At 61.0% G+C, this 22,815-nt stretch carries 18 protein-coding genes; 12 read left to right on the forward strand and 6 right to left on the reverse strand.

The genetic code is table 11. The annotated features are described in order from the left end of the window. Window positions 1-118: 118 nt before the first annotated feature. Entirely contained in the window at window positions 119-1,264 is a 1,146-nt protein-coding gene (gene pdxB / locus BLW22_RS05175; RefSeq protein WP_074844495.1) for a 4-phosphoerythronate dehydrogenase PdxB, read from the forward strand. A 54-nt stretch (window positions 1,265-1,318) separates the two neighbouring features. Here pdxB and BLW22_RS34955 read toward each other — a convergent pair whose 3' ends face one another. Then, a complete protein-coding gene (locus BLW22_RS34955) occupies window positions 1,319-1,492 on the reverse strand; it encodes a PA1571 family protein (protein ID WP_027604248.1) in 174 nt (57 codons plus the stop codon). Between the two features lie 246 nt (window positions 1,493-1,738). On the opposite strand from BLW22_RS34955, the gene BLW22_RS05180 reads away from it, so the two are divergent. Then, a complete protein-coding gene (locus BLW22_RS05180) occupies window positions 1,739-3,523 on the forward strand; it encodes an ABC transporter transmembrane domain-containing protein (protein ID WP_162494265.1) in 1,785 nt (594 codons plus the stop codon). Between the two features lie 65 nt (window positions 3,524-3,588). Here the strand turns inward: BLW22_RS05180 and BLW22_RS05185 are convergent, their stop codons facing one another. Further along, the gene (locus BLW22_RS05185; protein ID WP_065928162.1) at window positions 3,589-5,517 is read right to left on the reverse strand and encodes a transglycosylase SLT domain-containing protein; all 1,929 of its coding nucleotides are present in this window, start codon (window positions 5,515-5,517) and stop codon (window positions 3,589-3,591) included. 213 nt (window positions 5,518-5,730) lie between these two features. Here BLW22_RS05185 and BLW22_RS05190 point away from each other — a divergent pair, with 213 nt between their 5' ends. Next, on the forward strand, window positions 5,731-7,650 hold the full coding sequence (locus BLW22_RS05190; RefSeq protein ID WP_065928161.1) for an ATP-binding cassette domain-containing protein: 1,920 nt from the start codon (window positions 5,731-5,733) through the stop codon (window positions 7,648-7,650). An 82-nt stretch (window positions 7,651-7,732) separates the two neighbouring features. Here the strand turns inward: BLW22_RS05190 and BLW22_RS05195 are convergent, their stop codons facing one another. Continuing rightward, window positions 7,733-8,173, reverse strand: coding sequence for a universal stress protein (locus tag BLW22_RS05195; protein WP_027604244.1), 441 nt, complete (start codon window positions 8,171-8,173; stop codon window positions 7,733-7,735). A gap of 105 nt (window positions 8,174-8,278) precedes the next feature. Between BLW22_RS05195 and BLW22_RS05200 the strand changes: the two genes are divergently transcribed. The 7 genes from BLW22_RS05200 to BLW22_RS05230 all read left to right on the forward strand — a co-directional run bounded on the left by BLW22_RS05200 (window position 8,279) and on the right by BLW22_RS05230 (window position 16,828). Then, a complete protein-coding gene (locus tag BLW22_RS05200) occupies window positions 8,279-8,716 on the forward strand; it encodes a hypothetical protein (RefSeq protein ID WP_027604243.1) in 438 nt (145 codons plus the stop codon). Window positions 8,717-9,327: 611 nt separating this feature from the next. Further along, entirely contained in the window at window positions 9,328-11,475 is a 2,148-nt protein-coding gene (gene fadB / locus BLW22_RS05205) for a fatty acid oxidation complex subunit alpha FadB (protein WP_065947397.1), read from the forward strand. A 29-nt stretch (window positions 11,476-11,504) separates the two neighbouring features. Next, the gene (gene fadA / locus BLW22_RS05210) at window positions 11,505-12,680 is read left to right on the forward strand and encodes an acetyl-CoA C-acyltransferase FadA (protein ID WP_026136849.1); all 1,176 of its coding nucleotides are present in this window, start codon (window positions 11,505-11,507) and stop codon (window positions 12,678-12,680) included. Window positions 12,681-12,776: 96 nt separating this feature from the next. Then, window positions 12,777-13,013, forward strand: coding sequence for a DUF1653 domain-containing protein (locus tag BLW22_RS05215; RefSeq protein WP_027604241.1), 237 nt, complete (start codon window positions 12,777-12,779; stop codon window positions 13,011-13,013). Between the two features lie 114 nt (window positions 13,014-13,127). Beyond that, complete coding sequence (gene topA / locus BLW22_RS05220) at window positions 13,128-15,749, forward strand: type I DNA topoisomerase (protein WP_065928159.1); 2,622 nt, start codon at window positions 13,128-13,130, stop codon at window positions 15,747-15,749. Between the two features lie 205 nt (window positions 15,750-15,954). Further along, a complete protein-coding gene (locus BLW22_RS05225; RefSeq protein WP_027604239.1) occupies window positions 15,955-16,476 on the forward strand; it encodes a DUF6586 family protein in 522 nt (173 codons plus the stop codon). A gap of 118 nt (window positions 16,477-16,594) precedes the next feature. Next, window positions 16,595-16,828 carry a hypothetical protein gene (locus BLW22_RS05230; protein ID WP_010212068.1) on the forward strand — a complete coding sequence of 78 codons (234 nt, stop codon included), beginning with the start codon at window positions 16,595-16,597 and terminating at the stop codon, window positions 16,826-16,828. A gap of 83 nt (window positions 16,829-16,911) precedes the next feature. On the opposite strand, the gene sulA is transcribed toward BLW22_RS05230, so the two are convergent. After that, window positions 16,912-17,385: an SOS-induced cell division inhibitor SulA gene (gene sulA / locus BLW22_RS05235; protein WP_027604238.1), complete on the reverse strand. Its 474-nt coding sequence runs from the start codon at window positions 17,383-17,385 to the stop codon at window positions 16,912-16,914. 10 nt (window positions 17,386-17,395) lie between these two features. Then, window positions 17,396-18,004, reverse strand: coding sequence for a transcriptional repressor LexA (gene lexA, locus BLW22_RS05240; RefSeq protein WP_003172575.1), 609 nt, complete (start codon window positions 18,002-18,004; stop codon window positions 17,396-17,398). Window positions 18,005-18,267: 263 nt separating this feature from the next. On the opposite strand from lexA, the gene BLW22_RS05245 reads away from it, so the two are divergent. After that, window positions 18,268-18,975 carry a TetR/AcrR family transcriptional regulator gene (locus BLW22_RS05245; RefSeq protein WP_027604237.1) on the forward strand — a complete coding sequence of 236 codons (708 nt, stop codon included), beginning with the start codon at window positions 18,268-18,270 and terminating at the stop codon, window positions 18,973-18,975. Window positions 18,976-19,111: 136 nt separating this feature from the next. Beyond that, window positions 19,112-20,119, forward strand: a complete 1,008-nt coding sequence (gene nagZ, locus BLW22_RS05250; RefSeq protein WP_065947399.1) for a beta-N-acetylhexosaminidase — start codon at window positions 19,112-19,114, stop codon at window positions 20,117-20,119. On the opposite strand, the gene BLW22_RS05255 is transcribed toward nagZ, so the two are convergent. After that, on the reverse strand, window positions 20,116-22,809 hold the full coding sequence (locus BLW22_RS05255) for a DEAD/DEAH box helicase (protein ID WP_074844500.1): 2,694 nt from the start codon (window positions 22,807-22,809) through the stop codon (window positions 20,116-20,118). The two genes, nagZ and BLW22_RS05255, sit on opposite strands and share 4 nt — an antisense overlap. Between the last annotated feature and the right edge of the window lie 6 nt (window positions 22,810-22,815).

The raw sequence follows: 22,815 nt of genomic DNA on the forward strand, positions 1-22,815 counted from the left end.
GCCTTGACGTAACGGTCAGGAAAAAACCTGTGTTAGGGATTTGTAAGCGACCTGCCAGCCCCCTCCCACATTGAAGATCGCATCCCTGTACACTGCTGATCCGCCAAAGGAGCCTGCCATGCTGATTGTTGCCGACGAAAATATCCCGCTGCTCGATGAGTTCTTCCAAGGATTTGGCGAGATTCGCCGAGTGTCCGGCCGTTCCATCGACCGCGCCACCGTCGAACAGGCCGATGTGCTGCTGGTGCGCTCGGTGACCAACGTCAACCGCGCCCTGCTGGACGGCACGCAGGTGCGTTTTGTCGGCACCTGCACCATCGGCACCGACCACCTCGACCTCGATTACTTCAAGCAGGCCGGTATCCAGTGGTCCAGCGCCCCCGGCTGCAATGCGCGTGGCGTGGTGGACTATGTGCTGGGCAGCCTGCAAACCCTGGCCGAGATCGAAGGCGCCGACCTCAATCAGCGTACCTATGGCGTGGTCGGCGCCGGTGAAGTGGGCGGGCGGCTGATCGAAGTGCTCAAGGGCCTGGGCTGGAACGTGCTGGTCTGCGACCCGCCGCGGCAGATCGCCGAAGACGGCGATTACGTCAGCCTCGAGCAGATCATCGAGCAATGCGATGTGATCAGCCTGCACACGCCGCTGACCAAGTCCGGCAATGGTTCCACCTGGCACCTGTTTGATCGCGACCGCCTCAACCGCCTCAAGCCCGGCACCTGGCTGATCAACGCCAGCCGTGGCCCGGTGGTGGACAACGCGGCCCTGCGCGATGTGCTGCTGGCGCGTGAAGACCTGCAAGCGGTGCTGGACGTTTGGGAAGGCGAGCCCGAGGTGGACGTCGACCTGGCCGACCTGTGTGTGTTGGCCACCCCGCATATTGCCGGTTACAGCCTGGACGGCAAGCAGCGCGGTACGGCGCAGATCTATCAGGCGTTCTGCGGGCACCTGGGCCAGGAGCCGAGCATTCAGTTGGGCGACTTGTTGCCGCAACCGTGGCTGGCCGAAGTGCACTTGAACGCATCGACCGATCCGGCCTGGGCGCTGGCGACGTTGTGCCGCAGCGTGTACGACCCGCGCCGTGATGATGCGGATTTCCGCCGCAGCCTGGTGGGTACCGTCGAAGAACAACGCAAGGCGTTCGACGTGCTGCGCAAGCATTATCCGGAGCGTCGTGAAATCGACGGCTTGAAGGTGCGCATTGTGAATGGGGAGTCAGCGGTGTTGGCGCGCATCGTGTCCGCATTGGGCGCGGCAACCGTTTAAACACCGAATAAAAAACCCGGCCACCGGGGCCGGGTTTGAAAGAGCGTAGGCCCTTCAGCCTTGCTGGGCAGGCTTGACCAGTCGCTGTTCCAGCTCGCGGCACGCTTGCTGGATCATCTCTTCGGTAATCTGCACTTCGCGGCCCTGGGCGTCGATCACGGAGCAAGGCAAGTGCTGCGGTTGGCGGATCACTTCAATCTTGGCATCGCTGCTGTTTTGCAAGGTCATGGCCTGTCTCCTCATCAGGTTGTGTACCTACTGTATAACCCCCGAGTGACCGCGCTGTTACAACTCCTTACGAGATCACCGGTTCGAACACCCAGTCCACCAGAAACCGCTGTGGATTTCCAGCCGGGTGTTAGACCGATAGCCTCTAGGGGCCAGCATCGGCGGGCATAATTAACCTGACTCATTGTTATTCGCGCAAGTTCCCCCCATGTAAGCAGGCAGGTACCAACCCTTTCCGATCAGGTGATGCCCTCCATGCTCTCAGTCCGTCAACGCCGTGCAATTCGCCTGGCCAGTCGTTTCATCGCGCCCTACCGCTGGCAGGCCCTCGGTGCTCTGGTCGCGCTGATCGTCACCGCCGGCATCACCTTGTCCATGGGGCAGGGCATTCGCCTGCTGGTGGACCAGGGCTTCATGACCCAATCGCCGCACCTGCTCAACCAGTCCATCGGCCTGTTCATGGTGCTGGTGCTGGGCTTGGCCGTGGGCACGTTTGCGCGGTTTTACCTAGTGTCGTGGATCGGTGAGCGGGTGGTGGCGGACATTCGCCGGCAGGTCTTCAACCACCTGATCTACCTGCACCCGGGTTTCTACGAGAACAACCGCAGCTCGGAAATCCAATCGCGGCTGACCACCGACACCACCTTGCTGCAATCGGTGATCGGCTCGTCGTTGTCGCTGTTCCTGCGCAATGCCTTGATGGTGATCGGCGGCATCGTGCTGCTGTTCATCACCAACCCCAAGCTCACCAGCATCGTGGTGGTGGCGCTGCCGCTGGTGCTGGCGCCGATCCTGATCTTCGGCCGTCGCGTGCGCAGCCTGTCGCGCCTGAGCCAGGACCGTATTGCTGATGTGGGCAGCTACGTGTCCGAGACCCTTGGCCAGATCAAGACCGTGCAAGCCTATAACCACCAGGTCCAGGACGAGCAACGCTTTGCCGTGACCGTGGAAGAGGCGTTCACCACCGCACGCAAACGCATCGCCCAGCGCGCCTGGTTGATTACCCTGGTGATCATGCTGGTGCTGGGTGCGGTGGGCGTGATGCTGTGGGTCGGCGGCATGGATGTGATCAGCGGGCGCATTTCCGGCGGCGAGCTGGCTGCGTTCGTGTTCTACAGCCTGATCGTCGGCAGCGCCGTCGGTACCCTGAGCGAAGTCCTCGGTGAACTGCAACGTGCCGCCGGTGCAGCGGAGCGCATTGGTGAGCTGTTGCAGTCGAGCAACGAGATCCAGGCGCCGGCCACGGGTAAAGTGCAGTTGCCCGAGCGCGTCAGCGGCCGTATGGAGCTGCAGGACCTGCATTTTTCCTACCCTTCGCGGCCGGACAGCTACGCCATCGACGGCCTGAACCTGACCATCAACCCCGGCGAAACCCTGGCACTGGTGGGGCCGTCCGGCGCGGGCAAATCGACGCTTTTCGACCTGCTGCTGCGCTTCTACGATCCCCAGCGAGGCCGCATCCTGATTGAAGGCCAGGCGCTGACCGATCTGGACCCCCTGGACCTGCGTCGCCACTTCGCCCTGGTGTCCCAGAGCCCGGCGCTGTTCTTCGGCAGCGTCGAGGAGAACATCCGCTACGGCAACCCAGCGGCCACGCGCGAGCAAGTCGAAGCCGCCGCCCGCATCGCCCATGCCCACGATTTCATCCTGCAAATGCCCGACGGCTACCAGACCCACCTCGGCGACGGCGGCATGGGCCTCTCCGGCGGCCAGCGCCAACGATTGGCGATTGCTCGTGCGTTGCTGGTGGACGCGCCGATCCTGCTGCTGGACGAAGCCACCAGTGCCCTGGATGCCCAGAGTGAACACCTGATCCAGCAAGCGTTGCCGCAATTGATGCAAGGGCGTACCACGCTGGTTATCGCCCATCGACTGGCGACGGTGAAGAACGCTGACCGTATCGCGGTGATGGATCAGGGCAGGCTGGTGGCGGTGGGCACGCATCAGCAGTTGATTGCGAGCAATCCGTTATATGCGCGATTGGCGGCGTTGCAGTTCAGTGATGGGGTTGAGGAGAGCAGCGAACACTGAGTTGCGGTGCGCATAAAAAATGCCCGCATCTCTCAATGCGGGCATTTTCATTTCTGCTTCAAACCTTATTGATCATCAAAGTAGCGCTCATGCCAGTCCACCAACGGCTGTGGCGAGTTGAGCTTCTGCCCGTAGATCACCGAATAAGACAGCACGTTCTGCACATACTGGCGGGTTTCGTCGAACGGGATGCTTTCCACCCATACGTCGAAACTCAGGTGGTCGGCGCCACGTAGCCACTGGCGCACGCGGCCTGGACCGGCGTTGTAGGCGGCGGAGGCGAGGACACGGTTGCCGTTGAACTGACTGTGCACCTGGCTCAGGTAAGCCGCGCCGAGCTGGATGTTTTTGTCCGGGTCCAGCACCTGGGCGGGTGAGGCCAGGGGGATGCTGAACTTGCGCGCAGTGTCCTTGGCGGTGCCGGGCATCAGTTGCATCAGGCCGCTGGCGCCGACCCCGGAGCGGGCGTCGTCCATGAATGCGCTTTCCTGGCGGGTGATGGCGAATACCCAGCTGGAATGCAGGCCACGGACCTTGGCTTCGCGCACCAGGGTGTCGCGGTGGGCCATCGGGAAGCGGATGTCCAGGTCATCCCAGTACTGGGCCTGGCTGATGGTGCGGATCGCTGGGAAGTACCACTTCATGTCGTAGGCCAGCTTGGCCTGGGCGACCATTTCGTCACGGTTGAAATGGCGGCTGACGTGGTACCACTCGCGGCGGCCATCCACGATCTGGCCACGGGCGTAGAACTCAAGGGCACGGCGCACACCCGGGGTGTTACGCACTTTGTTGACCAGCGCCTGGCTCATCAGCAGCGGCTTGTTCTTCAACTGGTACGGAGCCTTGGAGCGATCGGCGGCCAGGAAGCCATAGAAGTCACGCTCCTGCGCGAGATTCTTGTACAGCACCAGGGCTTGCGGGTTTTTCGGCTCGGCCAGTTCCAGGCTCCGGGCCTGCCAGTAGCGCCAGCGGTTGGTGGTGGCCAAATCCTGCGGGAGTTTGCGCGTCAGTTGGTAGGCATCTTCCCAGCGGGCCAGGCGCAACAGCAGGCGCAGGCGCCATTCCGATACGGTGTTGTCGCGCAACTCGGGGTCGTACTTGGTCATCACCTCAAGCGCTCGCGGGTCGAAGCGCTTGGCCAGGGTCAGGCCGATTTCACGGGCGATTGCCACTTTTTCGTCACGGGAGAAGTGCATGCTGCTGGCGTAACCGTCGAGCAGGGCCATGGCCTTGTCCGGATCCTGGCGTGCCAGGCGGCGCAGGCCCAGGCCGACGGCGTCAGACATCGCCTCGGTGGCCGGCAGGAAGCGCGACGGGTCGCCGAGCATGTCGGGCTTCTGTGCTACGTCCACCATCAGGCGGCCCTGGGCGCCCAGGGTCGGCAGGGTTTTTACCAGGCTGTTGGCCAGCGGGTAATTGCGTGCTTCGGCGGCGAGTTTGGCGCGGTCCCAGATTTTTTGTTCAGTGAGTTGGCCGTCGGCGGCCCATTGGCTGAAGGTGGCATCACAGGCGGCCGGCTGGGATTTGCCGGTCATCCAGAGTTTTTCCGTGGTTTTGTAGCCTTCAGCCTTCAAGTTGTGGGTCAGTTGGAACTGACCGTGCAGGCAGTCCAGCTCGACGAAATTGAGCTTGGGGTCGTAGTACTTTTCAAAGGTCTGCCAGTCGCCACGCTCGGCCAACCAGCGCAACCAACGCAGTTTCATCCAGTTGGCCTGGGGCAGGTCGCCGTTTTTGGCAAGGAATTGTTCGATTTCCTCGTTGCTGGCGGTCTTCAGCCGGGCGGTCAGTTCGTCGTAGGCCAGGTAAGGCGTCAGCGGGTAGTCGGCCAGGGCCTGGCTGTATTGCATGTAGGGGCCGGTATCGCCCTTGGCCAGGGCGCGTTTGGCTTCATCGTAATATTGACGTTGGGTGGTGAGGTCCACGGCCTGGGCGGATTGAACGGCGGTGGCGGAAAAAAGCAGACAAGATAAAAAGTTGAAAAGGCGACTGCGCATGAGACGTCCGTGCAGAGAAATCACGACTAGCACCGGCACCGCCGACACTGATTGCCCCTAGCTTAGCCTTTTGCCAGCGGCCGGCGAAAGCTTTGCCGGGTGGTTCGTTCAAGTTCTCCGGAAATGTCCTACAGAACGTGTCGGTAGCGAAAATGCTGGCCGCATCCCACCCTCAAGTCAGGTAGAATGCGCGCCCAGTTTTTGGAGAAGCGTATGACCCTGCTCAAATTCAGCGATGTGTCCCTTGCTTTCGGCGCTATGCCGTTGTTGGACAAGGTGTCCTGGCAGATCGCCCGTGGTGAGCGGGTGTGCATCATCGGCCGCAACGGCACCGGCAAGTCCAGCATGATGAAGCTGGTAAAGGGCGACCAGAAGCCCGATGACGGCTCTGTCTGGCGCGCCCCAGGCCTCAAGATTGGCGAGTTGCCGCAGGAATTGCCGGTGGCCGACGGACGGACTGTGTTCGACGTGGTTGCCGAAGGCCTGGACGGTGTCGGTGAGTTGCTTGCGCAATACCATCACCTGGCCCAGAACTGCGTCACCGAAGCCGACCTGGACAAGCTGATGCACGTCCAGCAGGACCTCGAAGCCCGTGACGGCTGGCGCCTGCAGCAACTGGTGGACAGCACCTTGAGCCGCCTGCAGCTGCCGGCCGACAAGACCCTCGCCGAGTTGTCCGGCGGCTGGCGTCGTCGTGTGCTGCTGGCCCAGGCCCTGGTGTCCGAGCCCGACCTGCTGCTGCTTGACGAGCCAACCAACCACCTGGACATCGGCGCCATCGCCTGGCTGGAAGAAGCCCTCAAGGATTTCCAGGGCGCCGTGCTGTTTATCACGCACGACCGTTCCTTCCTGCAAAACCTGGCGACGCGCATCCTTGAGCTGGATCGTGGCGGCCTGATCGACTGGAACGGCGACTACGCCAGCTTCCTGGTGCACAAGGAAGCTGCGCTGTCCGCCGAAGAAACCGCCAACGCCCTGTTCGACAAGAAACTGGCCCAGGAAGAAGTCTGGATCCGCCAGGGCATCAAGGCGCGCCGTACCCGTAACGAAGGCCGCGTGCGTGCCCTCAAGGCCCTGCGCGTCGAGCGCAGCGAACGTCGCGAGCGCACCGGCAAGGCCAATATCCAGCTGGATACCGCCGATAAGTCGGGCAAGCAGGTCATGGTGCTCGAGAACGTCAGCTTCCATCACCCGGATGGCCCGTTCCTGATCAAGGACTTCTCCATGGTCCTGCAACGCGGCGACCGTATCGGCCTGTTGGGTGCCAACGGTACCGGCAAGACCACCTTGCTCAAGCTGATGCTCAATGGTCTGCAACCGACCAGCGGCACGGTGGAAGAGGGCACGCGCATCGACGTGGCCTACTTCGACCAGTTGCGCCATCAGTTGGACCTGGAAAAGACCGTGATCGACAACGTCGCCGAAGGCCGCGACTTTATCGATATCGACGGCCAGAGCCGCCACGTACTCAGCTACCTGGGTGATTTCCTGTTCAGCCCGCAACGTGCGCGTACGCCCGTGAAGGCCTTGTCCGGTGGCGAGCGTGCGCGCCTGCTGCTGGCCAAGTTGTTCAGCAAGCCGGCCAACCTGCTGGTGCTCGACGAACCGACCAACGACCTCGACGTGGAAACCCTCGAGCTGCTGGAAGAGGTCCTGCTGACCTTCAACGGCACTGTGCTGATGGTCAGCCACGACCGGGCATTCCTCGACAACGTGGTCACCAGCACCCTGGTCTTCGAAGGTGAAGGCAAGGTGCGCGAATACGTCGGTGGTTACCAGGACTGGCTGCGTCAGGGCGGCTCGCCGCGCCTGTTGGGCGTGACCGAGAGCAAGTCCGGCAAGGCCGACCTGGCCTCCGCTGTGGTGGCTCCGGTGGAAGCGGCTGCACCGGCCCAGGAAGCGGCACCGGCGGCCAAGAAGAAACTCAGCTACAAGCTGCAGCGTGAGCTGGAAGCCTTGCCGGGTGATATCGACGCCAAGGAACAGCAGATCGCCGCAGTAGAAGCGGAAATGGCTGACGCGGGTTTCTACCTGCGTCCGGCGGCGGAAACCGCCAAGGTCATCGCCTCCCTGGAGACGTTGAACCAGGAGCTGGAAGTGCTGGTCGAGCGTTGGGCCGAGCTGGATGCCTGAGTGACCTTCGTGCAATAAAAAAGCCCGGCGCCCTAATATGGGCGCCGGGCTTTTTCATATGAAATGCGGTTCAAATGTGGCCTTAAGAGGTTTTTACCAGTCTGACGGCCAATACATCGCACGGCGCACCGTGCAGCACATCATTGGCAGTAGAACCCAGCAGCAACGCCAAACCATGACGGCCATGGCTGCCGACCACGATCAGGTCGCAATGCTGCTCCTTGGCCAGGTGGTGGATTTCCTGGCGCGGTTGGCCGTAGGTGAGGTGGGAGTTTTCCTTGGTCACTTCGGGGTATTTGACGATCAGGCGGTCAAGGCGCTCCTTGGCCTGGTCGAACTGTTGTTGCTGCAATTGGGAAAGGTCCATGGGCACGTCGCCGCCAAAGGCCATCGCCATGGGCTCGACGATATGCACCAGTGACAGTTTTGCGCCACTGGCAACGGCAAACGCTCGGGCGCGCTTGATCACTGGATCGCACTCTTCGGTCAGGTCTACGGCGACCAGAATATGTTCGTAGGACATGGGGCGTTCCTCCAGGGGACTGCAATAGATTCAGTATGGCTGCTTTCAAGCGGATAGGGTTGCGTCAGGTCAAATCCGCTCATCAGAAAAATCGGGAGTACACATATGACGGTCTGGATAGTGGTGTCAATCCTTGTCGTGGTTCTGAGCCCCCTGGCATGGCTGCGCCCATCACGCCATCAGAGCGGGCGCATGGCCCTGCGCATGGAGGCACGCCGCATCGGCCTGGCCATGCAACTGGCGCCCCAGGAGTGGCCGCACTGGCTCAAGCAAGAGCCGCCGAGCCCGTGTGCGCAGTACTGCCGACCCCGGCGCGGCAGTATGCCGGCCGTTTGGAGCTACTGGCAGCTGGAGCCTGGCGTGTGGGTCAATCAGTGGCGCGAAGTGTGTGTGGACGAGAAGTTGTTGCCGCATTTTGCAACGCTGCCGGCGAATGTCTACAAGGTCGAGGCCGACAAGCAAATGATCGCCCTTTACTGGGGAGAGAAGGGCGAGGCGAGCGACCTGCTCGCCATTGATACATTGCTCAAGGCCCTGGCCTGATGCTGCCCTCTGCCGCTCTCTGTAGGAGCGAGCTTGCTCGCGAAAATCGTCAACGATAACGCGGGTATTCAGGTTATACGCGGCGCCCTTGAATTTTTCGCGAGCAAGCTCGCTCCTACAAAAATACCAAACGCCAGGCAATAAAAAGCCCGAAAGCATCATCGGGCTGGAGTTGGCCAGGCAGGCCGGTAAATCTGGGTTTTCCGCGTCGGATGTTCATCCAGGCGCGTTACGGTTGTCGCTAGCCTAGCGGCATATCCGGTTCTGTACAGCGGTTTTCCCTATCTTTTTCATTATTGATTTCGTGAATAGTTGAATATTGACGAATCGCGGGCCTGGCCCCGGGGTTCTGAAATGACTGGAAAGTCGCGTTTTTCCTAGCCTTTCGAGCGATTGACAATTGCTCGGAATTGGATGAAGGTGGCGTACCCAAATCAAACGGGCGTATGAATTGAGCGTTTGTCTGTCAGACCGCTCATACAGAAACCCGACTATCGCATTGGCGGGTGTGCCTGGCGGATTGGCCTGAGCATTGACGAAATTATCAATGTCCAAGCATAGGCCAGCGTCCAATGTGTACTGTTCAGCTTCCATATCGTGGAGATCAGTTGATGATTTACGAAGGTAAAGCCATCACGGTTAAGGCTCTTGAAAGTGGCATCGTCGAACTGAAGTTCGACCTCAAGGGTGAGTCCGTCAACAAGTTCAACCGTCTAACCCTGAACGAACTGCGTCAGGCCGTAGACACCATCAAGGCTGATGCATCGATCAAAGGTGTGATCGTCTCCAGCGGCAAGGACGTGTTTATCGTCGGCGCTGACATCACCGAATTCGTCGACAACTTCAAGCTGCCCGATGCCGAGCTGGTGGCTGGCAACCTCGAAGCCAACAAGATTTTCAGCGATTTCGAAGACCTCAACGTACCGACCGTTGCCGCGATCAATGGCATCGCGCTGGGCGGCGGCCTGGAAATGTGCCTGGCGGCGGACTTCCGCGTCATGGCGGCCACCGCCAAGATCGGCCTGCCTGAAGTCAAGCTGGGCATCTACCCGGGCTTCGGCGGCACCGTGCGCCTGCCGCGCATCATTGGTGCCGACAACGCCATCGAGTGGATTGCCGCCGGCAAGGAAAACCGTGCCGAAGACGCACTGAAAGTCGGTGCCGTCGACGCCGTGGTGGCTCCGGACAAGCTGGCCGAAGCCGCGTTGAACCTGATCAAGGGCGCCATCAGCGGCGAATTTGACTACAAGGCCAAGCGTCAGCCGAAGCTGGAAAAACTCAAGCTCAACGCCATCGAACAAATGATGTCGTTCGAAACCGCCAAGGGTTTCGTGGCTGGCCAGGCCGGCCCGAACTACCCGGCGCCGGTTGAAGCGATCAAGACCATCCAGAAGGCCGCGAACTTCGGTCGCGACAAAGCCCTGGAAGTGGAAGCAGCAGGCTTCGTCAAACTGGCCAAGACCTCGGCGGCCCAGAGCCTGATCGGCCTGTTCCTGAACGACCAGGAGCTGAAGAAAAAGGCCAAGGCCTACGACGAAATCGCCAAGGACGTGAAACAGGCTGCCGTGCTCGGCGCCGGTATCATGGGCGGCGGTATCGCCTATCAGTCGGCGTCCAAAGGCACGCCGATCCTGATGAAGGACATCAACGAACACGGTATCGAGCAGGGCCTGGCCGAAGCCGCCAAACTGCTGGTCGGCCGCGTTGATAAAGGTCGTATGACTGCGGCGAAGATGGCTGAAGTGCTTAACGGTATTCGTCCTACGCTGTCCTACGGCGATTTCGGCCATGTCGACCTGGTGGTCGAAGCGGTTGTCGAGAATCCGAAGGTCAAGCAGGCGGTACTGGCTGAAGTTGAAGGCCACGTCAAAGACGACACCATCCTGGCCTCGAACACCTCGACCATTTCCATTTCGCTGCTGGCCAAGGCCCTCAAGCGTCCGGAAAACTTCGTCGGCATGCACTTCTTCAACCCGGTGCACATGATGCCGCTGGTGGAAGTGATCCGTGGCGAGAAGTCCAGCGAGCTGGCGATTGCCACCACCGTTGCCTACGCCAAGAAAATGGGCAAGAACCCGATCGTGGTCAACGACTGCCCGGGCTTCCTGGTCAACCGCGTGCTGTTCCCGTACTTCGGCGGTTTCGCCAAGCTGGTGAGTGCCGGTGTGGACTTCGTGCGCATCGACAAGGTCATGGAAAAATTCGGCTGGCCAATGGGCCCGGCGTACCTGATGGACGTGGTCGGCATCGACACCGGCCACCACGGTCGTGACGTGATGGCTGAAGGCTTCCCGGACCGCATGAAAGACGACCGCCGCTCGGCGATCGACGCGCTCTACGAGGCCAAGCGCCTGGGCCAGAAGAACGGCAAGGGTTTCTACGCCTACGAGGCGGACAAGAAGGGCAAGCAGAAGAAAGTGGCCGACCCGTCGGTGCACGAAGTGCTGGCTCCGGTCATCTACGAACAGCGTGAGGTGTCGGATGAGGACATCATCAACTGGATGATGATCGCCCTGTGCCTGGAAACCGTGCGTTGCCTGGAAGACGGCATCGTTGAAACCGCCGCCGAGGCCGATATGGGCCTGGTGTACGGTATTGGCTTCCCTCCATTCCGTGGTGGTGCGCTGCGTTACATCGACTCGATCGGTGTGGCCGAGTTCGTTGCCCTGGCTGATCAATACGCTGATCTGGGCCCGCTGTACCACCCGACCGCGAAGCTGCGTGAGATGGCCAAGAACGGCCAGCGCTTCTTCGGTTAAGTGCCCAGACGACTAGAGCGAGAATATTTATGAGCTTGAATCCAAGAGACGTCGTGATTGTCGACTTCGGTCGTACGCCGATGGGCCGCTCCAAGGGCGGCATGCACCGCAACACCCGCGCTGAAGACATGTCGGCGCACCTGATCAGCAAGCTGCTGGAACGCAACGTCAAGGTCGACCCGAACGAAGTCGAGGACGTGATCTGGGGCTGCGTCAACCAGACCCTGGAGCAGGGCTGGAACATCGCGCGCATGGCGTCGCTGATGACGCAGATCCCGCACACGGCAGCCGGCCAGACCGTCAGCCGCCTGTGTGGCTCGTCCATGAGTGCGCTGCATACCGCCGCCCAGGCGATCATGACCGGCAACGGTGATGTATTCGTGGTTGGTGGCGTGGAGCACATGGGCCACGTCAGCATGATGCACGGCGTCGATCCTAACCCGCACATGTCGCTGTACGCGGCAAAAGCCTCGGGCATGATGGGCCTGACCGCGGAAATGCTCGGCAAGATGCACGGCATTACCCGTGAAGCCCAGGACGCGTTCGGCGTGCGTTCCCACCAGCTCGCCCACAAGGCGACCGTGGAAGGCAAGTTCAAGGATGAAATCATCCCGATGAACGGCTACGACGAGAACGGTTTCCTCAAGCTGTTCGACTACGACGAAACCATTCGTCCGGATACCACCCTGGAAAGCCTGGCGGCCCTCAAGCCTGCCTTCAATCCGAAGGGCGGCACCGTGACGGCGGGTACTTCGTCGCAAATCACCGACGGCGCCTCGTGCATGATCGTGATGTCGGCGCAGCGTGCCCAGGACCTCGGCATCCAGCCGCTGGCAGTGATTCGTTCGATGGCGGTGGCGGGTGTGGACCCGGCAATCATGGGCTATGGTCCAGTACCGGCGACACAAAAAGCCTTGAAGCGCGCGGGCCTGACCATCTCCGATATCGACTTCTTCGAACTCAACGAAGCTTTCGCTGCACAGGCCCTGCCGGTGCTGAAAGATTTGAAAGTGCTCGACAAGATGAACGAGAAGGTTAACCTGCACGGCGGTGCGATTGCCCTGGGCCACCCATTCGGTTGCTCCGGTGCGCGTATTTCCGGCACTTTGCTTAACGTGATGAAGCAAAATGGCGGTAACCTTGGGGTTGCAACCATGTGCATTGGTCTCGGCCAAGGCATCTCCACCGTCTTCGAACGCGTCTAAGCGTTGAGTCGACGGAAGCCGGGGCCCAGTGCCCCGGTTTTTGTTTTTTGGAATTTTTAATATTTTTTTCAACAAATTTTGTAAGGGGGCCAGAGCATGAAAGTCGAACCAGGGCTCTACCAACATTATAAAGGTCCGCAGTACCGCGTTTTCAGCGTGGCACGGCATTCCGAGACCGAAGAAGAAGTGGTGTTCTACCAAGCACTGTATGGCGATTACGGCTTTTGGGTGCGCCCCTTGAGCATGTTCCTGGAGACCGTCGAAGTTGACGGCGAGCAGGTCCCGCGCTTTGCTTTGGTCCAGGTCGAACCCAGTCTTTTTTCAGGGCAATAACGGCAGGTCGCGCAGAATGCTGCGCTTGACCTCACCTTGTTGCCACTATATATAGCGTTGCCGCGTCAGGCGCCAACTGCCTTTCACTTCTCGAATTCAGGAATTTTCCGATCCATGGGCAAATCGCTGGTCATTGTGGAATCCCCGGCTAAGGCCAAGACCATCAACAAGTACTTGGGCAACGAGTACGTGGTGAAGTCGAGTATCGGCCATATCCGAGACCTGCCCACCAGCGGTTCGGCTAGCGCCAGCAAGGAGCCTGCCGCCAAGCGCGGCAAGGCGGCTGCGGGCGAAGGTCCGGTGCTCACGCCTAAAGAGAAAGCGCGCAAGCAGCTGGTCTCGCGCATGGGTGTGGACCCGGATCATGGCTGGAAGGCCAAGTACGAAATCCTTCCGGGCAAGGAAAAGGTCATCGAAGAGCTGCGCCGGCTCGCCAAGGATGCCGACACCATCTATCTCGCAACGGACTTGGACCGCGAAGGGGAAGCCATTGCCTGGCACCTGCGGGAAGCCATCGGCGGTGATGACAGCCGCTACAAGCGTGTGGTGTTCAACGAAATCACCAAGAAAGCCATCCAGGAAGCCTTCTCCAAGCCGGGCGAGCTGGACATCGATCGCGTCAACGCCCAGCAGGCCCGTCGTTTCCTCGACCGCGTGGTGGGTTACATGGTCTCGCCGCTGCTGTGGGCCAAGATCGCCCGTGGCCTGTCCGCCGGCCGTGTGCAATCGGTAGCGGTCAAGCTGGTGGTGGAGCGCGAGCGTGAGATCCGTGCGTTCAACCCCGAGGAATACTGGGAAGTCCACGCCGACCTGGGCACCGCCAAGGGCGCCAACGTGCGCTTCGAAGTGGCCCGTGAGAAAGGCGAGGCGTTCAAGCCGCTGAACGAAGCCCAGGCCATGGCCGCGCTGGAGAAGCTCAAGGCCTCCAGCTACAGCATCGTCAAGCGTGAAGACAAACCGACCAGCAGCAAGCCGTCGGCGCCGTTCATCACCTCCACCCTGCAACAGGCCGCAAGTAACCGCCTGGGCTTCGGGGTGAAGAAAACCATGATGATGGCCCAGCGTCTGTACGAAGCCGGCTACATCACTTATATGCGTACCGACTCCACCAACCTGTCGCAAGACGCGGTGGCGATGGCGCGTACCTATATTGAAAGCGAATTCGGCAAGAAGTACCTGCCGGAGAAGCCGAACGTCTACAGCAGCAAAGAAGGCGCCCAGGAGGCTCACGAAGCGATTCGTCCTTCCGATGCCAACACCGAGCCAAGCAAGCTGAGTGGCATGGAGCGCGACGCTGAGCGCCTCTACGAGCTGATCTGGCGCCAGTTCCTGGCTTGCCAGATGCTGCCGGCGCAATACCTGTCCACTACTGTCAGCGTGGGTGCGGGCGATTTCGAGTTGCGTGCCAAGGGCCGTATCCTCAAGTTCGACGGCTACACCCGTGTGATGCCGCAGATCGCCAAGCCTGGCGATGACGATGTGCTGCCGGACATGGCCCAGGGCGACACGCTGAAGCTGATCAAGCTCGACCCGTCCCAGCACTTCACCAAGCCGCCGGCGCGTTATTCGGAAGCCAGCCTGGTGAAAGAGATGGAGAAGCGCGGTATCGGTCGTCCGTCGACCTACGCGGCGATCATCTCCACCATCCAGGACCGTGGCTACGTCGCGCTGCACAACCGTCGTTTCTATTCGGAAAAGATGGGCGATATCGTTACCGAGCGCCTGTCCGAGAGCTTCTCCAACCTGATGGACTACGGCTTTACCGCCGGTATGGAAGAGAACCTCGATGACGTGGCCCAGGGCGAGCGCGACTGGAAAAACGTGCTCGACGAGTTCTACGGCGACTTCAAGAAAAAACTCGAAGTGGCTGAAAGCCCCGAGAGCGGCATGCGTGCCAACCAGCCGGTGATGACCGACATCCCGTGCCTGACCTGTGGCCGTCCGATGCAGATTCGTACCGCATCCACCGGCGTGTTCCTCGGTTGCTCGGGCTACAGCCTGCCGCCGAAAGAACGCTGCAAGGCCACCGTCAACCTGGTGCCGGGTGATGAAATCGCCGCCGACGACGAGGGTGAATCCGAGTCGCTGGTACTGCGTGGCAAGCACCGCTGCCCCATCTGCAGCACGGCGATGGACGCCTACCTGCTGGACGAGAAGCACAAGCTGCACATCTGCGGTAACAACCCGGATTGCGACGGCTACGAGATCGAAGAGGGCAGTTACCGCATCAAGGGCTATGAAGGCCCGAGCCTGGAATGCGACAAGTGCGGCAGCGAGATGCAGCTCAAGACCGGCCGCTTCGGCAAGTTTTTCGGTTGCACCAACCCGACCTGCAAGAACACGCGCAAACTGCTGAAAAGCGGTGACGCGGCGCCGCCGAAAATGGACCCGGTGAAGATGCCGGAACTCAAGTGCGAGAAGGTCAACGACACCTACATCCTGCGTGACGGCGCCTCGGGCCTGTTCCTGGCGGCCAGCCAGTTCCCGAAAAATCGCGAGACCCGAGCGCCGTTGGTGCTGGAGATCGTGCCGCACAAGGACGAGATCGATCCGAAGTACCACTTCCTGTGTGACGCGCCGAAGAAGGACCCGGATGGTCGCCCAGCCGTGATCCGCTACAGCCGCAAGACCAAGGAGCAGTACGTGCAGACCGAAGTGGACGGCAAGCCAACCGGCTGGAAAGCGTTCTACGACGGTGGCAAGTGGAAGGTCGAGGACAAGCGCCAGGGCGCTTGACCCGCTAGTCTGTTAACGTTAGAAGCCGTCTGTATAGACGGCTTTTGCTTGCTGTGGGAACGAGGAGGACGCCTGGTCCTCGCTCGCGAAGGTTGTTAACGATTACGCGAAAAACCTGGCACCGAACGGTGCTCTGAAGTTTTTCGCGAGCAAGCTCGCTCCTACATAGCCAGCATCACGCTTATTCGTTGTGGAGATTGCCGTTATGGCCAACGAACTCTATACCCGTACCAATCAGAAAATTTATTTTGCGGGTTTGTCCCTGGAAGCCCTTGGCCGTGCCGAGGAGGGGAAGGAGATGAACGCGATTGCGCTGGTCCAGGCCGGGCGTGAAGCCGCGTTGTTCCACCTGTATGGTGCGTTACTGGGCTTGTGTCATGAGATCGCCGGGTTCTACCGCTTGCCCCAGGCCGGTTCGCCCCGTGCGGAAATGATCATGAATCGTGAGGTGCTGGAAAGCATGGCGATCCCTGAGCTGGCCGAGTTGGTGGAAATGGCGCAGAGCCCTGACAGCTGGGTCGCGCGTCTGCTTAAGGCCCATGCGGATATGTTTCAGCCGCCCCGCGTTCCCCATGTGCCCAAGGGCGATGTGACCCAGCCCTTGATCGTGGCGGTGGCGCTGGAAGAGGAAGAGCCCGAGCCACTGAGTCGCGAAGAGTTGGAAGGCTGGCGTCAGGCGCTGAAAAAGATGGCATTGCGCTTTCGTGAAGGTTTGAACGAGTGCTGAACGTTGGTCGGATTCACATGGCACCGTTCATCAAGCCGTAAAGAAACCTCTTCAGATCCTCAGCGAGGCCGGGCGGATGACTGATATAATCCCGGCCTTTCGTGGAGAACAGACTTTTATGCCGACGTCCTTTCTGGAAATTGTTGAGTTGCCTGACGGCCGAATCGAGCTGCGCCGGGCCGAGGACGAAGGTTCTCTGGTTATCCTGGATTTTTCCGAGGACGCCAAGGTGTTCCTGCAGGGCCAGCACGTGGAAGTGGCAAAAGCCATGTTGAGCGTTGGTGTGCAGATGGCCGGTCGCCTGGCAGAAGGCGAGCCCGAGAAAGAAGACGGCCCGCGCGTTCTTCACTGAGTGTGGCAAGTGGGTTCGCTGTTGTGGCAAGCCCGCTCACCACAACAGGCCCCCTCCACAGGGATAGCCTGCGGCACACAGAATTAACCCAATCGAATATTCAAGCTCTGTGCATCGCCGGTACGCGCTGCGCTGATCAGCTGTGCCTTGGCAGTGGCATTCAGCGGGTTGAGCCAGCTCACCACGGTGTGGCTACGGCCCAGGCGCAAGGCTTCACAGGTCAACTGCTGAGCACTTTGCGCACCGCGCGGTTGCAGCAGCAGGATGCGCTCGCGATTAAGGCCGGCATCCCGCAGCCAGGCCTGGGTCAGGCTGGCGGGCGGGGCGATCAGCGTCAACCAGCGTGCATCCTGTTCCTCGCTCAGTTCACGAAGGATCGGCGCCAGCAGGCTCAGGCAGCTCCCGGCCGCACCGCGCAACGACAGTTCACTGAACGCCTCAGGTTCGGCGCTCCAGGGCGCCTCGACCGTTTCCTTGAGGATGGGCGCAAGGGGTTGGGCCATAAAGGCCTCGAACAGCGACAGTTGTGTGTGTTGGGGGGTGTGCACGAGCTGCATGATGCCTCCTTTAGCGGCGAATGACGCCGACGCTCAGGCCTTCGATCACCAGGTCCTGATCTTTCAGGTTCACTTCAATCGGGGCGAACTCAGGGTTCTCGGCCAGGAGCCAGACCTTGCTGCCTTCGCGCTTGAAGCGTTTGACGGTGACTTCATCGCCGATACGGGCGACGACGATCTGGCCGTTACGGGCTTCTCGGGTGGTGTGGACGGCCAGCAGGTCGCCATCGAAGATACCCACGTCCTTCATGCTCATGCCATGTACCCGCAACAGGTAGTCGGCGCGAGGGTGGAAGAAGGTCGGGTTGATGTTGCAGGATTCCTCGACGTGCTGCTGCGCCAGGATGGGCGCGCCGGCGGCGACGCGACCGATGATCGGCAGTGTCGATTCGTCGGCCTTGGCTTCGAAGCCAGGGATGCGAATACCCCGTGAAGCACCGGGGGTCATCTCGATCGCGCCTTTGCGAGCGAGGGCCTTGAGGTGTTCTTCGGCGGCGTTGGGGGACTTGAACCCCAGTTCCAGCGCAATTTCGGCTCGTGTCGGCGGGTAGCCGTTGTCATCGAGGCAGCGCTTGATAAAAGCCAGAATCTCAGCTTGGCGTGGCGTCAGTTTTAGCATGTTGATCGCTCTGTCTTTTTATACAGTGACTGGGATTATATACAGTGGACTGCGCTTGGCAATCATCCTTTTCTACGCCTCCGCTGGACGGTCATTCGTTAACTGTCCTACAAGGCAGAGATAGCGCTGCCTACAGACCTGGGAGTATGTGATTAAATAGCGATGAAATAGATGACTGCCCGGCCGGAAAGCGAACTTGCAGGCTTGACAAGACACACCCTGAAACGTATGTTTCAAACAAGTGTTTGTCAGGCGGAGTATCCATGGCCCAGTCGGAAACCGTTGAACGCATTCTCGATGCTGCCGAGCAATTGTTCGCGGAAAAAGGATTTGCTGAAACTTCATTGCGGCTGATCACCAGCAAGGCCGGGGTCAACCTCGCCGCGGTGAACTACCATTTCGGCTCGAAAAAGGCCCTGATCCAGGCGGTATTCTCGCGCTTCCTGGGGCCGTTCTGTGCCAGCCTCGACCGTGAACTCGAGCGCCGCCAGGCCAAGGCCGACCACAAGCCGACCCTGGAAGACCTGCTGGAAATGCTCGTGGAGCAGGCGCTGGTGGTTCAGCCACGCAGCGGCAATGACCTGTCGATCTTCATGCGCCTGTTGGGCCTGGCATTCAGCCAGAGCCAGGGCCACTTGCGCCGTTACCTGGAAGACATGTACGGCAAGGTATTCCGCCGCTATATGTTGCTGGTCAACGAAGCGGCCCCGCGTATTCCGCCGATCGAACTGTTCTGGCGCGTGCACTTCATGCTCGGTGCGGCCGCATTCAGCATGTCCGGGATCAAGGCGTTGCGTGCGATTGCCGAGACCGATTTCGGTGTGAACACTTCCATTGAGCAGGTCATGCGCCTGATGGTGCCATTCCTTGCCGCCGGTATGCGCGCTGAAACCGGCGTGACCGACTCGGCCATGGCTGCCGCCCAGTTGCGCCCACGCAGCAAATCCACGCCAGCTGCCGCCAAGGTTTGACCGCTCCGGGTGTGCGCGGCCGCTTGCATCCGCTAAGCTAGCCGCCCATGCCGAATTCAGCTATTTACTCGCAACCCGTTGTCCTCACTGCGCCTGGTGAGGACAACGGGTTGCGTGCGTTATTTAAGGAAGGTTTATGACTGCTGCCCTGCAAGGTTCTTTGATGGTCGACGTGGCCGGTACTTGGCTGACGGCCGAGGATCGCCACCTGTTGCGCCAGCCTGAGGTCGGTGGCCTGATCATTTTTGCGCGCAATATCGAGCACCCACGGCAGGTGCGGGAATTGAGCGCGGCGATTCGTGCGGTGCGCCCGGACCTGCTGCTGGCGGTCGACCAGGAAGGCGGTCGCGTACAGCGCCTGCGCCAAGGCTTTGTGCGCCTGCCGGCCATGCGCGCGTTGGCGGACAACCCCAACGCCGAGTACCTGGCCGAGCAGTGCGGCTGGATCATGGCCACTGAAGTGCTGGCGGTCGGCCTCGACCTGAGCTTCGCCCCGGTACTGGACCTGGACTACCAGCGCAGCGCCGTGGTCGGCACCCGTTCCTTCGAGGGCGATCCCGAGCGCGCCGCCGTGCTTGCCGGTGCCTTTATCCGTGGCATGAACAGCGCCGGCATGGCCGCCACCGGTAAGCACTTCCCGGGCCATGGCTGGGCCGAGGCCGACTCTCACGTCGCGATTCCCAATGACGAACGCAGCCTGGAACAGATTCGCGCCAATGACCTGGTGCCTTTCGCACGCCTGAGCAAGCAGTTGGCGGCAGTGATGCCGGCGCATGTTATCTACCCGCAGGTGGATGCGCAGCCTGCCGGCTTCTCACGCCGCTGGTTGCAGGACATCCTGCGCGGCGAGTTGCAGTTCGATGGGGTGATTTTCAGCGATGACCTGTCGATGGCCGGTGCCCATGTGGTCGGCGACGCGGCCAGTCGGATCGAGGCGGCGCTGACCGCAGGTTGCGACATGGGGCTGGTGTGCAACGACCGTGCGGCGGCTGAGCTGGCGCTGAGTGCGGCGCAGCGCATGAAGGTCACGCCGTCGGCCCGCATCGCGCGTATGCGTGGGCAGGCGATTGCTTCGACTGACTACAAGCAGGATCCGCGCTGGCTCACCGCACTTGGTGCTTTGCGGGATGCACAGCTGATCTAGCGCTTTTCCTGCTTATTGGGCAACGGCGCAAACAACGCCTCGATATCGTCGTTGCCCAACTGCCAATCCCCCGTGGTACGCCCATCCAGCACACCCGCTGCCAGGTCGGATTTTTCCTTTTGCAGGTGCTGGATTTTCTCCTCCACCGTGCCCCGCGCGATCATCTTGTACACGAACACCGGCTTCTCCTGGCCAATGCGGTATGCGCGGTCGGTGGCCTGGTTTTCCGTGGCCGGGTTCCACCAAGGGTCGTAGTGAATCACGGTATCGGCTTCGGTCAGGTTCAGCCCTACACCGCCGGCCTTCAGGCTGATCAGGAAAATCTGCAACTTGCCGCTCTGGAAATCCTTCACCGGTGTGCGCCGGTCGCGGGTCTGGCCCGTCAACAGGGCGTAGGCGACACCGCGCTTTTTCAGCTCCACTTCGATCAGGCTCAACATCGAGGTGAACTGGGAAAACAACAGGATCCGGCGACCTTCCTCAAACAGCTCTTCGAGCATTTCCATCAGGCTGTCGAGCTTGCCCGAGCTGCTGCCACGGGTGGGCAGGGTCGCATCGTTGACCAGGCGCAGATCGCAGCACACCTGGCGTAGCTTCAGCAGTGCTTCAAGGATGATGATCTGGCTGCGCGCCACGCCTTTGCGGGTGATTTCGTCGCGGACCTTTTTGTCCATGGCCAGGCGCATGGTCTCGTACACATCGCGCTGGGCCTCATTGAGGTCGACCCAGTGAATGATCTCGGTCTTGGGCGGCAGCTCCGTGGCCACCTGCTCCTTGGTGCGGCGCAGCAGGAAGGGTTTGATCCGACCGTTGAGGTGCTGCAGTCGTACTTCGCTGGCGCGCTTTTCGATGGGGACGCGGTAGTCGCGGTTGAAGCTTTTGACGTCGCCCAGCCAGCCCGGCAGCAGGAAGTGGAACAGCGACCACAACTCGCCCAGGTGATTTTCCAGGGGTGTGCCGCTCAGGCACAGGCGCTGCCGGGCATTCAGCTCGCGCGCGGCCTGGGCAGCCTTGCTGGAAGGGTTCTTGATGTACTGGGCTTCATCGAGGATCAGCACATGCAAGGGCAGGGCGGCCAGGTGCTCGATGTCCTTGGGCAGCAGCGCGTAGGTGGTCAACAGCAGGTCGTAGTCCTGCAGGCTGGCGAAGTGTTTTTTGCGCGTGGCCCCGTACAGCGCCAGCACCTTGAGTTGCGGGGTGAAGTGCGCCGCTTCGTCCAACCAGTTGGGGATCAGGCTGGTGGGCATCACCACCATGCACGGCCGGTCCAGGCGTCCGGCGATCTTTTCACTGAGGATATGCGCCAGGGTCTGCAGGGTTTTGCCCAGGCCCATGTCATCCGCAAGAATGCCGCCCACCTCCAGCTGGCGCAGCGACTGCATCCAGCTCAACCCTTCCAGTTGATAAGGCCGCAAGGTCGCGTTCAGGCCTTCGGGTGCCACACAGGTGAAGTCCTTGATGTCCCGCAGGCGCTGGGCAAAGTTGCGGATCTTCTCGCCGCCCTCCCATTGCAGGGGCAGGTCTTCCAGCGGGTTGAGGCGAATCGCATCGGCCTTGGCCAGGCGCAGCGCGGTGGTGCCCGGCTCCTGCAGGTAAAACTCACCGAGGGTGGCCAGTACCGGTTTCAGGCGGCCGTAGGGCAGGGCCACTTGCAGCGGGCCATGACCGCCATTGGGCAGGCCGGGGATATTCACCAGGATCAGCTCGTCATCGCGGCGCCGCGCGAGTTTTTCCGGGTTGAGGATCTCGGTGTGGGAGCGCATCAGGTTGAGCAGGATCGGCAGCAGGCTCAGGCGCTCACCGTTGACGATAATCCCCAGTTCCAGGTCGAACCAGTCGCGCTCGGGGCCTTCATCGACAGTGGCGTACCAGTCGTCGACCGCGCTCAGGTCAAACCCGAAGTCTTCGTCGATCTGCAACTCCCAACCCTCGGCCCGCAGGGTCGGCGAGGCATTGAGTGTGAAGTTCAGCCAGGCACTGTCATTAACCATCTCGAACAGCTCGCCGGCGCTTTCCGGCAAGGCCTTGCTCTGGCGCGTGGCGATCTTGAAACCGAGCAGGCGCAGTTGCTCGCGATAGGGCTGCTCCAGCTCGGGATGACGCTTGATGCGCAGGCTCTGGGTTTCCTGGCGCACGATGATGTCGGCGTTTTTCTGCCCGCTGACATAGTTGCCCAAATAGTTGAACGACAGCGCCGCACGGTGCTGGATATAGCGCTGCATCTTGCCGTTGCGCGGTTCAAATGCGCTGAACTCGACGCTGGCCAGCCACAGGCGCGGCACGGGCACCACATCCTCCATCACCACCTGCGGCAGCACCACGCGGTTATCCAGCACGGCCTGGAGTTTTTCCAGCAACTCGGCATCCTGGGCCGCCGCCGGGTAGGCCAGGGTTTCCTGGACCTTGAGCAGCACCGCCGCGATGTGTTTGCAGTTGGTGTGCACCGGGCAGGTACAGCGGCTGTCCACCAGGATCAGCGCGCCCTTGGCCGATTCGCGCAAGGAGATGGTCTGCCGGTAAACGTTGCCCCCCGAGCCTTCGCAACTGGCGACGATGGTGCTGTCGCCGGATTCGACGATGCGCACGCGGTTCTCCAGGGCATAGCGCCGCCCGCGCTCCAGGCTTTGCTCTTTGAAGCGATTGGCCCATGAAGGGGCCAGGGGTTTGGTCAACGGCGACGTCAGGGGCATGGCGCT

The organism is Pseudomonas marginalis, from assembly GCF_900105325.1.
Taxonomy (GTDB): Bacteria; Pseudomonadota; Gammaproteobacteria; order Pseudomonadales; family Pseudomonadaceae; genus Aquipseudomonas; species Aquipseudomonas marginalis.

Bases quoted from the DNA above. Each gene is read 5' to 3' on its own strand.
- nagZ (WP_065947399.1), top strand. From the start codon at position 19,112: ATGACTGCTGCCCTGCAAGGTTCTTTGATGGTCGACGTGGCCGGTACT.
- topA (WP_065928159.1), top strand. From the start codon at position 13,128: ATGGGCAAATCGCTGGTCATTGTGGAATCCCCGGCTAAGGCCAAGACC.
- fadA (WP_026136849.1), top strand. From the start codon at position 11,505: ATGAGCTTGAATCCAAGAGACGTCGTGATTGTCGACTTCGGTCGTACG.
- BLW22_RS05215 (WP_027604241.1), top strand. From the start codon at position 12,777: ATGAAAGTCGAACCAGGGCTCTACCAACATTATAAAGGTCCGCAGTAC.
- BLW22_RS05185 (WP_065928162.1), bottom strand. From the start codon at position 5,517: ATGCGCAGTCGCCTTTTCAACTTTTTATCTTGTCTGCTTTTTTCCGCC.
- BLW22_RS34955 (WP_027604248.1), bottom strand. From the start codon at position 1,492: ATGACCTTGCAAAACAGCAGCGATGCCAAGATTGAAGTGATCCGCCAA.
- BLW22_RS05255 (WP_074844500.1), bottom strand. From the start codon at position 22,809: ATGCCCCTGACGTCGCCGTTGACCAAACCCCTGGCCCCTTCATGGGCC.
- BLW22_RS05245 (WP_027604237.1), top strand. From the start codon at position 18,268: ATGGCCCAGTCGGAAACCGTTGAACGCATTCTCGATGCTGCCGAGCAA.
- BLW22_RS05230 (WP_010212068.1), top strand. From the start codon at position 16,595: ATGCCGACGTCCTTTCTGGAAATTGTTGAGTTGCCTGACGGCCGAATC.
- lexA (WP_003172575.1), bottom strand. From the start codon at position 18,004: ATGCTAAAACTGACGCCACGCCAAGCTGAGATTCTGGCTTTTATCAAG.
- BLW22_RS05180 (WP_162494265.1), top strand. From the start codon at position 1,739: ATGCCCTCCATGCTCTCAGTCCGTCAACGCCGTGCAATTCGCCTGGCC.
- BLW22_RS05190 (WP_065928161.1), top strand. From the start codon at position 5,731: ATGACCCTGCTCAAATTCAGCGATGTGTCCCTTGCTTTCGGCGCTATG.
- sulA (WP_027604238.1), bottom strand. From the start codon at position 17,385: ATGCAGCTCGTGCACACCCCCCAACACACACAACTGTCGCTGTTCGAG.
- BLW22_RS05225 (WP_027604239.1), top strand. From the start codon at position 15,955: ATGGCCAACGAACTCTATACCCGTACCAATCAGAAAATTTATTTTGCG.
- BLW22_RS05195 (WP_027604244.1), bottom strand. From the start codon at position 8,173: ATGTCCTACGAACATATTCTGGTCGCCGTAGACCTGACCGAAGAGTGC.
- BLW22_RS05200 (WP_027604243.1), top strand. From the start codon at position 8,279: ATGACGGTCTGGATAGTGGTGTCAATCCTTGTCGTGGTTCTGAGCCCC.
- pdxB (WP_074844495.1), top strand. From the start codon at position 119: ATGCTGATTGTTGCCGACGAAAATATCCCGCTGCTCGATGAGTTCTTC.
- fadB (WP_065947397.1), top strand. From the start codon at position 9,328: ATGATTTACGAAGGTAAAGCCATCACGGTTAAGGCTCTTGAAAGTGGC.